This is a genomic window from Ruminococcus flavefaciens MA2007 (assembly GCF_000621845.1).
GTDB lineage: Bacteria > Bacillota > Clostridia > Oscillospirales > Ruminococcaceae > Ruminococcus > Ruminococcus flavefaciens_E.
Map to the genome: position 1 here is coordinate 45,535 of NZ_JHXF01000008.1, position 13,255 is coordinate 58,789.

The window sequence follows — 13,255 nt, forward strand, 5'->3', positions numbered from 1 at the left end:
ACCGCACATCGTAAGATGTGCGGTCTGTTTTTACCTTAGTGCATAAAGCTTTTTGAAATCCGTAGGCGTACAGTGCTTTATCTCCTTGAAGATACGGTTGAAGGTGGTCAGGCTCTTGAAGCCCGAACGCATAGCCACCTCTGTAATAGGTATGCTCGGGTCGAGCAGGAGAAGCTCTGCTGCCTTGGTACGTCTTGCATTTATGTACTGCAAGTATGACATTGAGTTATACTGCTTGAATATACGCGAGAAATGATATTTGCTGTAGCCTGCAACATCGGCAAGCTGCTCCAGAGTGATATCGTACATGAAGTTATTGTCGATATACTTGAGAACTGTACCGAACTTTTCACTGTACTCGTCTATCTTCTCGTCGTCGCAGTCCATAACTATCTTCTGCTGCTCCAGCTGATATTCGCGGAGTGCCATAAACAGCTCGATGACCTTGACGTATATCTTAACGTCAGCCAGCTCGGACTTTGAGTTATACAGCGACAGGATATCCAGCATGGTCTTTTTAGCCAGTACGTGAAGCTCCTTATCCATATCACCGTTGATAAGGACAGGTACATTCAGCGAACGCATAACAGGCTCGAGAGCGGATATCTCGCCGAGTATACTGTTATCGCACTGGAAGATTATACGTCTTCCGGGGATAGCAGGCATACTGTGGAGCTCGCCGGGCGGAATGATGAGAACATCATTCTCGGGTACGAGATAGTCCATAGCGTTTACAGTTACGGTATATTCATTTTTGATAGGCATAATGAGTTCTACTGCGTTATGCCAGTGTACGGGGTACTCTTCATTCTGGACATTATCATAGAGCATGGCATATTTTTGAGTGTCATACTCAACGGTCTCAAAGTCACCCGAAAGATGTTTTATCATTTGTGTCGCCCCCCCTCTGAGGCTCGTTTTAGCAATGGTGTTGACCAAATATTGCTGTCTTTTTCATGCGTTTATCTATTGTGCTAATACCATTATAATCTATATGCCGTATTTTGTAAATGCTTTTTGTATAACTTTGTGAAAACTATACAAAGTGACCAACCAAATTTTGCGCAATATGGAAAGAGCGATTGTTAGTATAAAAACGGCTGGATTTAGGGCATAATACGTCAGTACGACAAAAACCCCCGATGACCGCATATCATCGGGGGAAATAATGTTATTTTACTGCTCCGGTGTATCTTCACCGTCAAACTCAGAGTTTGTATCAGTATAGTACTGAGTATCCTCGTCGCCGGTGTAATCCTGAGCGTCTCTGTTTTCGTCGTAACTGTATACGTAGTCGCCGTTATCTGAGCTGTCTTGTGCTGGAGCTGCGGGAGCAGCACCCTTTGGAGCAGCCATCTTGCCGCCGAGGAATCCAGCCAGCAGAGCTCTGATGTCAACGCCTGTAGACGCTGTAAGACCATCGGTGATCCTTGTGGTGGAGTCGATGATGTCGCCAACCAGCTTGCTGGAATTGCCTTCGCCGTACATTGTGATCTTGTCGACCTGCGACAGAGGAGTAGCGGCGTTCTTAACAACTTCTGGGAGAGCCTTAAAGTACATTTCAAGCACAGCAGCCTCGCCGTACTTCTTCATAGCCTCAGCCTTAGCGTTGATACCCTCAGCCTCAGCAAGACCTTTCGCGCGGATTGCGTCCGCCTCAGCCTTACCTACAGCAGCGATACCTTCAGCCTCCTGCATTTTAGCGTACTTCTGAGCTTCAGCCTCAGCCTTCTGAGCCTCAGCCTCCTGCTCACGCTGGAAACGATCGGCTTCAGCCTCTTTCTTCAGCTGATAGAGCTTAGCGTCGGCTTCCTGCTGAGCCTTGTAGCGGTCAGCCTCAGCCTTCTTCTTGATCTGAGCTTCGAGAGCCTTCTCTGTTACCTCTGCCTCGCGAGCCTTGAGCTCAACGTCCTTTTCGGAAGCAGCGATATTAGCGTTAGCCTTTGAAACCTCGATTGACTTACGCTGCTCTTCCTTCTGGATCTCGTAAGCAGCGTCAGCGATAGCGAGCTGTGTATCAGCTTCTTTTTTGAGTTCAGCCTGACGGATAGCCAGTTCGTTGTTCTTCTGAGCGATCTCGGTCTCAGCGAGTATCTTAGCGTCGTTGGCTTCTTTCTTAGCCTGAGCCTTGGCGATCTCGATCTCCTTTTCGGACTCAGCTCTTGCGATAGCAGCCTTCTTCTGGATCTTTGTGGTGTTGTCGATACCGAGATTCTCGATAAGGTTCTGGTCGTCGGTAAAGTTCTGAACGTTGAATGAAACTATTTCAAGTCCCATTCTGTTCAGGTCTGGAGCTGCGTTTTCCTGAACCTTCTCAGCGAAAGCCTTACGGTCGTTGACCATAGCCTCGAGAGACATCTGACCAACGATCTCACGCATATTACCTTCAAGAACTTCTCTTGCAACCTTTGCAACATAAGCTGTGTCCTTGTTAAGGAAGTTCTCAGCGCCCAGCTTGATGAGCTGAGGATCGCTGCTGACCTTAACGTTTACGTTAGCGTCAACGTTGATGTTGATGTAGTCCGCAGTAGGAACAGCGCTTGAAGTCTTTACGTCAACGGCGATAAGCTGTAATTTCAGCTTATCCACACGCTCGAAGAAAGGAATGCGGATGCTTGCCTTACCGATTATGATCTTCTTCCTCAGACCTGAGATGATGTACGCAGTGTCCGGGGGAGCTTTTATGTAACCTGTGAAAATAATTATCAGCAAAACGATTATGCCAATACCTGCGGGGATGATCACGCCCCAGTTCATGTCATCAAATGACATAGCCATTAGATTGAGCTTGTTGAACATATAAACCTCCATATCATACTGAAAATGTGCTTATGCGGAGCACTTGTTTTACAGCGTTCGACTTATCTCGACCGCATGATAGTATTATATATTATTTTTATGGATTTGTCAATATGCCACAAATTATTACAGCCTGTATAGATATAAACTTGCATTTATGCATAATGCACAGAAGATAATATGGTAAAAATAAGTTCATATGAACCTTTTAAATAGCTTAGAGAACTCTAAATTCAACGTATAGCTTGTTTTTATCCTCTTCGGCTAATTATTACAGTTTGGTTACAGTTTTTGAGGCTGAATGTGTACGCTCTGGGGACGTGGATTTTAGTTTTATTCAATTGACAATATAATGCAATCAGTATATAATAATTGTAAGATATGCAGGGGACGTCAGCCCTGCAAATGTGAAAAAGGGAGGTACGTATGAGGCTTATCCATTTATCAGATCTTCATCTTGGCAAGAGACTGAATGAATTTTCGCTTATTGAGGATCAGGAGTTCATTCTCCGTGAGATATACAGCATAATATCAGAGGAGCGCCCCGATATCATCGTTATTGCAGGAGATATCTATGACAAGCCCGTGCCCTCTGCGGAGGCTGTGCGGCTTTTTGACGACTTCCTCACAAAGGCGGCAGAGCAGACAAAGCATATCTTTGTCATAAGCGGCAACCATGATTCTGCGGAGCGCATAGCCTTCGGCTCACATATCATGGAGAAAAGCGGAATACATATGTCGCCTGTCTACGACGGAAATATCGTACCTACTATATTAAGCGACGAGTACGGAGACTTCGGCGTGTATATGCTTCCCTTCATCAAGCCCGTCAGCGTAAGAAGATTCTTCCCTGATACTGAAATAGAGACCTACACCGACGCCGTGAATACCGCAGTTGACGCTATGAATGCGGACTTTTCGCGGCGCAATATCCTCATAACCCACCAGTTCGTTACGGGAGCTAAGAAAAGCGACTCCGAGGAGATATCTGTAGGCGGCACAGACAACGTGGACAGCTCTGCTTTTGACGGCTTCGACTATGTTGCGCTGGGACATATCCACAGTCCTCAGAATGTAGGCAGCGAGAGGATACGCTACTGCGGAACTCCGCTGAAATATTCATTTTCCGAGGCAGCTCAGGAGAAGTCCGTAACGGTTGTGGACTTCGGCAAAAAGGGCAATATCACCGTAAGAACAGTCCCTCTTGAGCCTATGCATGATATGCGCGTTGTAAGGGGCGGTTTCGACTACATCTGCTCAAAAGAGTGCAGCTCTCAGGGGGACAGCAAGGACTATATCCACGCAGTGCTAACCGACGAGGATGATATCCCCGAGGCTATGGGACGGCTTCGCGGCGTATATCCAAATATAATGAGCCTTGAATATGATAACCGCCACACGAGGAGCTCACACGGCAGTATCGAGACAGCAGACGCCGACAACAGGCTGCCTATCGAGCTTTTCGAGGAGTTCTACAAGCTAAGCAACGGCGGCGAGATGTCGGAGCAGCAGCGTGAGCTTGTGCAGTCGCTGATAGAGAAGATATGGGAGGAAGAAGCATGAGACCGATAAAACTTGAAATGTCAGGCTTCGGACCATATGCCGAAAAGACTTTACTTGACCTTGAAGCTCTCGGTAACAGCGGACTTTACCTTATCACAGGCGATACGGGAGCAGGCAAGACCACCATATTCGACGCCATAACCTATGCGCTGTACGGCAGTGCCAGCGGCGTGAACCGCGACGATGACAGTATGCTACGCTCGAAGTACGCTTCGCTGGATACTCCTACCTATGTGGAGCTGGTTTTCGACTACGCAGGCAAGCGCTATACCATAAACCGCAACCCGTCCTATACCCGACAGGCGAAGCGCGGCGGCGGTGTTGCGCAGCAGCCTGCAAACGCCGTTTTTACATATCCCGACGGCAGGGCAGTTTCGGGCAAAAGGGACGTTGACGCAGCAGTTGCCGAGGTCATAGGGCTCAGTGAAAAGCAGTTCAAGCAGATAGCCATGATAGCACAGGGCGATTTCATGAAGCTCATAACCGAGGACACCACACAGCGCCGCGAGATACTGCGTCATATCTTCAAGACCAAGAACTATCAGACCTTGCAGGAGGCACTGAGAGTCGAGAGCAGTACACTGAAAAGCGGCTGCGACAGGCTGCGCGAGGGCTTGAAGCAGTACATCGAGGGCATAGTCTGCGCCGAGGACGACGAGCTTGCTCCCGAGGTGGAAAAGCTCCGCGAGGAAATGCTGCCTTTGGAGTACATCACCGACGTAATGGAAAAGCTTATCAGCCGCGATAAAGCTCAGACCGAGGTCTATGAGCTTGAGAGCGAGGAGCTTGACAAGAGCCTTGAAGCTGTCAGCGCAAGGCTTGCAAAGGCAGAGGAAAAATCGCGTATAGAAGCTGACCGCGACCGCACCTCAAAGGAGCTTCATGAAGCACAGCAGCGCCAGAAGCTACTTGCGGACAAATACGAAACGGAAAAAGCCCGTCAGTCAAAGGTAACTGAGCTTATGGCGGAGCTGGCGGCTGTAGAGGCTGAAAGGGAAGAATATGAACGCGCGGCGGAGCAGGAGCGGCTTCTTGCCGAGGAGAAGAAGTCCCTCAGCAATGCAGTATCCGAGCTTGACAGCGCCGCCGCCGAGAAAGCCGCTTCGGAGAAGCGGCTGGAAACGCTGAAAGCGGAGCTTTCAGCTCTCGGCGGCACAGGCGAGAACAAGGCGAAGCTGGACGCGGAGCGCGAGAAGCTGAGCCGACGCAGCGACGAGCTGTACAAGCTGGCGGAGCAGATAACAGAATACGAAAACAGCAGCAACGAGCTGAAAAGGGCAGCCGCCGAGCTGAAGGAGCAGAGCTTCGAGCATGACCGACTGGTAAAGCAGTGCGAGCTGCTGACGAAAGAGATATCGGAGCTGAAAAAGCGCCGAAGCGAGCTTGAGAGCTGCGGTGCGGAGAAAGAGAAGCTCCTGCGCAGCGAGGAGAGCCTGAAAAACAGAAGTGCTCAGCTGAGAAAGCTGTCTGCGGATATAACCGAGAGCGAGAAGCGCGGCAGCGAATACGAGGAGGCGGCGGAGCTGTACAGCGAAGCCGCAGAAAAGGCGAGCCGACTTGCAGCCGGATACGAGCAGGGCTACAGAGCCTTTCTTGATGACCGTGCAGGTGTTCTTGCAGAGCAGCTCCGTGACGGCGAGCCCTGCCCTGTTTGCGGCTCCCGTGAGCACCCTGTCCCTGCGAAAAAATGCACCAATGCCCCCACAGAGGCGGAGCTGGAAAAGCTGAAAAAGCAGCTTGAACAGGCGCGGAGCTTCGCAGAAAAGCGCAGCACTGAAGCTTCTGCCGCAAAAGCAAAGGCGGAGGAGTTGGAAAAGACATTGACAGCACAGGTTAGGGAGCTTCTTGGCTGCGATATGGCAGAAGCCGCAGAGCGCTGCGCAATAGAGCTGCAAAGCAGTATCGAGCAGCTCAACGAGCTGGAAAAGAAGCTGACAGAGGCGGACAAGCTCATAGCCGAGCGCGAAAGGCTGGGACACGAAACGGAGTCCGCAGAAAAGCAGCAGACAGGCGTTATGGCGGCTGTTGCGGACACTGACCGCAAAATAACGGAGCTCCGCAGCCGCAGGGATACCCTTGACGGCGGTGTGAAGCGGCTTCTTGCGGACGCCGAGAAGAAAGCCGCAGAGGTATTGGCAGGAGTATCATTTGCCGATGTGCGTGAGAAGATAGCTTCGGAGCGAACCCTGCTGAATGCGAAAATTACGGATATTTCCGCGAAAATAGCCGAGGAAAACCAAAAGGCTCTCCATAAGGCGGAGCTTGAAAAGCTCATACCTCAGTCGGAGCAGCTCATCAGCCGACTAAGCGCCGATATCACTGAGCTTACCGCGAAAAAAGCGGCTTCCGATACAAGGCTTGAGGAGCTTGGGCGCCAGCTTGCGGAGCTCCGCGGCAGACTGCGCTTTGAGAACGGTGAGAATGCCGAGATATACGCGGCGTCGCTGCGAAAGAAATGCGCTGACATAAAGGCGGCTTACGAAGCTGCGGAAACTGCCGTAAACGAGGGCGAAAAGCTCTGCTCGGGTATCGCAGGCAGACTGAAACAGCTCACTGAGCAGCTTGCGGATTTCGGAGACCTTGACGGAGAAAAGGAAACTGCCGAAAAATCGCGGCTCACAGCCGAAAAAACAGCCCTTACTGCGAAGCTTCGTCAGCTTCACACAAGGCTTACGATAAATACCACAGCCCTTTCTAACATTACCGACGGCTCTGCGGAGCTCTCGGAGCTTGAAAAGCGCTATGCATGGGTGAAAAATCTCTCGGATACAGCTAACGGCAAGCTCTCCGACCAGAGCAAGCTCATGCTGGAGACCTATATCCAGACCGCCTATTTTGACAGGATAATCCGCCGAGCTAACCTGCGCTTGAAGGTCATGTCCGACGGGCAGTACACCCTCAAAAGGCGTGAGGAATTCGAGGACAAACGCACACAGGTGGGACTTGACCTTGATGTTATCGACCACTATAACGGCTCGGTGCGCAGCGTGAAAACCTTGTCAGGCGGCGAGTCCTTCAAGGCTTCGCTTTCGCTGGCACTGGGACTTTCCGACGAGATACAGTGCTCCGCAGGTGGCATACAGCTTGATACAATGTTCGTGGACGAGGGCTTCGGCTCGCTGGACGACAACTCCATAGAGCAGGCGGTACGCGCTCTTGCAGGGCTGTCTGAGGGCAGCCGCCTTGTGGGAATAATCTCCCACGTACAGGTGCTGAAACAGCGTATCGACAAGCAGATAGTGGTCCGCAAGGACAAAAACGGCGGCAGCAAAGCGGAGATAATAGTTTAGAGTTGAGAGCTGAGAGTTATGAGCCGCCTGCGGCGGCATCGGCTCTCAGCTTTTCTTATATAGAGCGCTGCTATAACAATATTTTTACTTTGTGCATTTTATCCAAATTATTCCAAATATGTAAGCGGAAAATCCGCGTTTACAGGGGGATATTGGAGAAGAAACTTGTAATTATTTACAAATTTTATAGGCGGACTATCCGCTTTGTTGATTTTTGCTTAATGAAATGCTATAATTATATTGTTGAATTCATTTTTTCTTAAAAAACAACGCATGGAACTACCCTATGGAGTGATAGCAAAATGAAAATGACAAAATGTCCCGAGAAGCATCTCTACGATGCTGATAAATATGACAGCTGCCCTGTCTGCGCTGAAAAAAATGAGCGCGGAAAGACTCCGAAAAAGGCAAAGGTCGTAAGGGTAAGAGCGGTCAAGGCTCGCCATTCAGCAGAAGCCGAAGCCAAGCCTTCCCCAAAGGTCGAGCAGAAGCCTGTTGAGGCTAAAACTGAGCCCAAAGCAGAGCAGAAGCCTGCCGAGACCAAGCCAGCGCCAAAGGCAGAGCAGAAGCCTGCCGAGACCAAGCCAGCGCCCAAAGCAGAGCCAAAGGCTGAGCCTAAAAAAGAAGCTGTAAGCGAGAAAAAGCAGAGCAAGGCAGTCCGCACAGACGACGGCGACGAGCTTGCGCAGAAGATAATGGACTCTATTCCCGAGTCGGAAAAGGAGAAGTTCAAGGCTGAAAAAAAGCCCGGTATTCTCCATGATAAGAAGAAAATAGACACTTCTCCCACGCCTGTAAAGCTGGATAAGGAGAAGTTTGCTGATAAGAAGCCCGAAGCTCCCAAAAAGGACGTAAAGGCTGAGGAAAAGAAGTCCGAAACTCCTAAAAAGGAAGAAAAAGCCGAGGAAAAGAAGCCCGAAGCTTTCAAAAAGGAAGAAAAGGCTGAGGAAAAGAAGCCCGAAGCTCCCAAAAAGGAAGAAAAGGCTGAGGAAAAGAAGCCCGAAGCTCCTAAAAAGGAAGAAAAGGCTGAGGAAAAGAAGCCCGAAACTCCTAAAAAGGAAGAAAAGGCCGAGGAAAAGAAGCTCGAAGCTCCCAAAAAGGAAGAAAAAGCTGAGGAAAAGAAGTCCGAAGCTCCTAAAAAGGACGTAAAGGCTGAGGAAAAGAAGCTCGAGATACCGAAGATATATGAGCATCACAAAAGTGATGACGACGATTACGAGAAGTACGGCGACCTTATAAATGACGAGAATATCGAGATAGACGATGTAAACAACATGGCTATCGACAAGAACGGCACTCTCGTTAAGTACGTAGGTACTACCGAGTCTATCGTTATCCCTGACAAGGTAAAAGTTGTTGGAAAGTACGCTTTCCGCGGCAACGAGACTGTGAAAAAGATAGTGATGTCCGACAGTATCCGCATTGTGGATAAGTTCGCATTCTGCCACTGCTTCAACCTTGAAGAGGTGGTATTCTCAAAAAATCTCGAATCTATCGGCGAAAATGCGTTCCTCAAGTGTCTGAGGCTCAAGGAGCTGAATCTGCCCGAATCTGTCAAGAAGATAGGCAAGGGCGCTTTCGGACGCTGCAACAGCCTTGAAAACGTGGTTCTTCCTGCTTATCTCCAGAGAATAAGCGACCTCATGTTCTTCTCCTGCAAGAGACTGAGAAGAATTGTTATCTCAGGCTCGGTTGAGGACATCGGCAGTGCGGCTTTCTCAGAGTGCTACAGCCTCAAAAAAATAATCATCTCCAATTCTGTTACATCCATAGGTGAGAGCTCGTTCTCATGGTGCAGGTCACTGGAGTCCATAACTATTCCGCCTACTATCAAAAGTATCGGAAACTGGGCTTTCTACGGCTGTCAGAATCTCATGGACTTGAAAATAAGCATGAACACCAAGGATATCAAGGAGGACGCTTTCTGCGGCTGCGAGAGTCTCTGCAATATCCAGATAATGGAGTTTGAGGACGAGAATATCCCGCTTGAAAACATAAAGAAAGGTCATAAGCAGACCATAAGGATACTTAAACAGGTGAACCGCAAAAAGGCTGAACGCTATGCCAAGGAGCACGGATTCAGCACACTGTTTATATGATCACATAAAAGCAAAAACCGAGAGCATAACATAAACACTTATATAGAAGATTATAGTTAATTATGGGGGAAACCTTTCTGAAGAAAGGCTTTCCCCCATACCCCTTTCCAAAGACTTTTTTAGCTGATTTTTTCTCATATAGGGCTCGCTAAAAAATAAAAAAGCCCTGTAATAAAACAGAGCGAGCCCTATATGAGAAAAAATAAAACTGAAAGTTTTAGGGAGAGAGTTTGAGAGAAGCCCCTTTTTCAAAAGGGGTTCTCTCAATAATAAGCATAAAACTTCTTTATAAGTATCATGGTTATCTCTCGGTTTTTAGATATGAGGAGGGAGTGAAGAAAAATGAAACTGTCTTAATTGAACTTTTTTGTTTCCATGTTTATAATATACACCCTTTTTTTGTAAATTATCGTATTGCAAAGTGAAAATGCTCGGAAATATGAAATTCAGGGAGCTTATCTGACAGTAATGTGAAAAGAAAGAAATATTTTTTCACCAAGCACTTGACAATCATTTTTATAAGTGATATAATACAAACAACAACCAAATGCGATGACGGAGAGAAGTAGCGCAGAAATTCGTTCCCAGAGAGTGCGGGCATGGTGAGAGCCGCATATCAGAGTCTGTGTGAATAACACTCCCGAGCATCAAACCCAAAGGGTGCCGGATCAAGTGGCAAGTTCCGAAGAGGGCTGCGTGACTGAAAGGGGCAGCGTGTGTTTTAGTGACATTGCGTGTGAATGGCTCAGAGATCAAACGGTATTCGAGTAGGGGAGACGTATTCCGCACGTTACAGCGGCTCAAAAGTGATCGCTTTTGCGGTAATTCAGGTGGCACCACGGGTATTATGCCCCGTCCTGTAGTTTCAGGACGGGGCTTTTTGTATTTATGCTCGTCCTGCATAATATATTTTTATATATTGAAAGGAAGAACACTTATGAAACACATCGACGTAAAGGAGATAATCTCCACAAAGGATTATGTAGGCAAGGAAGTAACAGTCTGCGGCTGGGTACGTACATCACGTAACTCCAAGAGCGTTGCTTTCGTTGAGGTCAACGACGGTACATCACTGAAAAACGTGCAGGTCGTAGTTGACAAGGGCGACAGCGACTACAAGGAGCCAAGAGTTGGTATGTCCGTAAAGGTAACAGGTACTGCTGTTGAGGGCAGAAACGAGACTGTTGAGATAAACGCTGTTCCCGAGGGTATCACCGTACTGGGCGACGCTCCTACAGATTATCCTCTCCAGAAAAAGGGACACACCCTTGAATTCCTCCGTACTATCCCTCACCTCAGAGGCAGAACGAATACATTCAATGCAGTATGGCGTGTACGTTCAGTGCTTGCTGCTGCTATACACGAGTACTTCCAGAAGAACAACTACGTTTATGTAAATACTCCACTTATCACAGGCAGCGACTGTGAGGGAGCAGGCGAGATGTTCCAGGTAACTACTATCGGCTACAGCAAGGACTACAAGAACGAGGAGGAGTACTACGCTAACGACTTCTTCGGCAAGAAAGCAGGTCTTTCCGTATCAGGTCAGCTTGAGGGCGAAATGGCTGCAATGGCTATGGGTAAGATATACACCTTCGGACCTTCATTCAGAGCCGAGAACTCCAATACTCCAAAGCACCTTGCCGAGTTCTGGCACATCGAGCCCGAGGTAGCATTCGCAGAGCTTGACGACGTTATCGAGATAGCTGAGAATATGCTTAAATACGTTATCCGCAAGCTCCTTGATACCTGTCCCGATGATATGAAGTTCTTTGACGCTCACTTTGAAAAGGGACTTATTGAGCGTCTTGAGGAGCTTATCTCCCACGACTTTGCAAGAGTAACATATACAGAGGCTATCGAGCTTCTCAAGAAGTCAGGCGAGAACTTCGTATATCCTGTAGAGTGGGGCTGCGACCTCCAGACCGAGCACGAGAGATATCTCTCCGAGAAGGTATTCAAGAAGGCTGTATTCGTAACAGACTATCCGAAGGAGATAAAGTCCTTCTACATGAAGCAGAATCCCGACGGCAAGACCGTTGCGGCTGTTGACCTCCTTGTACCGGGCGTTGGTGAGATAATCGGCGGCAGCGAGAGAGAAGCAGACTATGAGAAGCTTATCGCTGCAATGAACGATAGAAAGATGAACCTCGACCTCTACAGCGACTACCTCGACCTCAGAAAGTTCGGCTCAGTGCCTCACGGCGGCTTTGGTCTGGGCTTCGAGAGACTTATCATGTATACAACAGGCATGGCAAATATCCGCGACGTAATACTGTTCCCGAGAACAGTCGGCTCTATCAGATAATTCAGCCATAAGCACTTGTAGGGGACGCCGCCCTCGGCGTCCCGCAAAAAAATAAATTTATATCGGAACGCCGAGGGCGGCGTTCCCTACTCAAAAAAGTGCAGCACAGAAAGCATCAATGGCGCTGTTTTCTGTTCAAATATATCTTAATGTAAAGGAAAGTGATCTCTATGTCAAAAAAGCTGTATATTCCAAAGGACTATAAATCAGTCCTCACACTGAGAGAAACTCAGCACGCTATCAAATATATCAAGGACGTATTCCAGCAGGCTCTTTCATTTGCTCTTACTCTTGACAGAGTATCTGCTCCCCTTATCGTTAAAAAGGGCAGCGGTATAAACGACGACCTCAACGGCGTTGAGCGCAAGGTCGACTTCGATATCAAGGAGATCAACGCAGAAGCAGAGGTAGTTCAGTCACTGGCTAAGTGGAAGCGTATGGCACTCTATCGCTACGGCTATAATCCGGGCGAGGGCATCTACACAGATATGAACGCTATCCGCCGCGACGATGATACAGACAATACCCACTCCATTTTCGTTGACCAGTGGGACTGGGAAAAGGTCATCACACGTGACCAGAGAAATATCCAGTTCCTTAAAGATACTGTAAAGTCACTGGTAAAGGCAATTGCTTATACAAAGCGCAAGGTAAGTCTCCGCTATCCACAGCTTGCGGCTAAGGTATGCGACGAGCCTTACTTCATAACAACACAGGAGCTTGAGGATATGTACCCCGACAAGACAGGTCACGAGCGTGAGCGTCTTATCACCAAGGAGCACGGCACGGTATTCCTCATGGGTATCGGCGGCAAGCTTGCCAGCGGTGAGAAGCACGACGGCAGAGCTCCCGACTACGACGACTGGGCTCTCAACGGTGATATCCTTTTCTGGGACGAGGTTCTGGACGATTCTCTCGAAATTTCCTCAATGGGTATCCGTGTTGACGAGGTATCACTTAAAAAGCAGCTTGCAGAGTGCGGCGCAGAGGACAGAATGCAGTACAAGTATCACCAGATGATAGCAGACGGCACACTTCCGCTCACTATCGGCGGCGGTATCGGACAGTCAAGACTTTGTATGTTCATGCTTGAAAAGGCACATATCGGCGAGGTACAGTCCTCAATATGGCCTGATGACATGATAGCAAAGTGCGCAGAAAACGGAATCACACTGCTTTGATAATAAAAGAACTCC

Annotated in this window: 7 protein-coding genes and 1 other annotated feature; of the genes, 5 read left to right on the plus strand and 2 right to left on the minus strand. The window is 48.5% G+C overall.

The window, feature by feature from the left end; translation table 11 throughout:
• Positions 1 to 30 precede the first annotated feature (30 nt).
• Together T497_RS0104525 and T497_RS15820 are read right to left on the minus strand one after the other, a co-directional pair.
• Positions 31 to 891, minus strand: coding sequence for an AraC family transcriptional regulator (locus tag T497_RS0104525; RefSeq protein WP_028514592.1), 861 nt, complete (start codon positions 889 to 891; stop codon positions 31 to 33).
• A 285-nt stretch (positions 892 to 1,176) separates the two neighbouring features.
• On the minus strand, positions 1,177 to 2,799 hold the full coding sequence (locus tag T497_RS15820) for a flotillin family protein (RefSeq protein WP_347491491.1): 1,623 nt from the start codon (positions 2,797 to 2,799) through the stop codon (positions 1,177 to 1,179).
• Positions 2,800 to 3,225: 426 nt separating this feature from the next.
• Between T497_RS15820 and T497_RS0104535 the strand changes: the two genes are divergently transcribed.
• The 5 genes from T497_RS0104535 (at position 3,226) to asnA (ending at position 13,240) form a co-directional block, all read left to right on the plus strand.
• Positions 3,226 to 4,362 carry an exonuclease SbcCD subunit D gene (locus T497_RS0104535; protein ID WP_028514593.1) on the plus strand — a complete coding sequence of 379 codons (1,137 nt, stop codon included), beginning with the start codon at positions 3,226 to 3,228 and terminating at the stop codon, positions 4,360 to 4,362.
• Positions 4,359 to 7,652, plus strand: coding sequence for an AAA family ATPase (locus tag T497_RS0104540; RefSeq protein WP_028514594.1), 3,294 nt, complete (start codon positions 4,359 to 4,361; stop codon positions 7,650 to 7,652). Before T497_RS0104535 ends, T497_RS0104540 begins: the two co-directional genes overlap by 4 nt.
• Before the next feature lie 302 nt (positions 7,653 to 7,954).
• A complete protein-coding gene (locus tag T497_RS17370) occupies positions 7,955 to 9,751 on the plus strand; it encodes a leucine-rich repeat protein (protein ID WP_028514595.1) in 1,797 nt (598 codons plus the stop codon).
• A 543-nt stretch (positions 9,752 to 10,294) separates the two neighbouring features.
• Positions 10,295 to 10,614, plus strand: a binding site (T-box leader).
• Positions 10,615 to 10,688: 74 nt separating this feature from the next.
• Positions 10,689 to 12,059 carry an asparagine--tRNA ligase gene (gene asnS, locus T497_RS0104550; RefSeq protein ID WP_028514596.1) on the plus strand — a complete coding sequence of 457 codons (1,371 nt, stop codon included), beginning with the start codon at positions 10,689 to 10,691 and terminating at the stop codon, positions 12,057 to 12,059.
• 170 nt (positions 12,060 to 12,229) lie between these two features.
• Positions 12,230 to 13,240 (plus strand): aspartate--ammonia ligase, encoded by a 1,011-nt coding sequence (gene asnA / locus T497_RS0104555; protein WP_028514597.1) that lies wholly within the window; start codon positions 12,230 to 12,232, stop codon positions 13,238 to 13,240.
• Positions 13,241 to 13,255: the final 15 nt, after the last annotated feature.

Coding starts and splice junctions, on each gene's coding strand:
- T497_RS0104525 (WP_028514592.1), bottom strand. CDS start 891: ATGATAAAACATCTTTCGGGTGACTTTGAGACCGTTGAGTATGACACT.
- T497_RS15820 (WP_347491491.1), bottom strand. CDS start 2,799: ATGTTCAACAAGCTCAATCTAATGGCTATGTCATTTGATGACATGAAC.
- T497_RS0104535 (WP_028514593.1), top strand. CDS start 3,226: ATGAGGCTTATCCATTTATCAGATCTTCATCTTGGCAAGAGACTGAAT.
- T497_RS0104540 (WP_028514594.1), top strand. CDS start 4,359: ATGAGACCGATAAAACTTGAAATGTCAGGCTTCGGACCATATGCCGAA.
- T497_RS17370 (WP_028514595.1), top strand. CDS start 7,955: ATGAAAATGACAAAATGTCCCGAGAAGCATCTCTACGATGCTGATAAA.
- asnS (WP_028514596.1), top strand. CDS start 10,689: ATGAAACACATCGACGTAAAGGAGATAATCTCCACAAAGGATTATGTA.
- asnA (WP_028514597.1), top strand. CDS start 12,230: ATGTCAAAAAAGCTGTATATTCCAAAGGACTATAAATCAGTCCTCACA.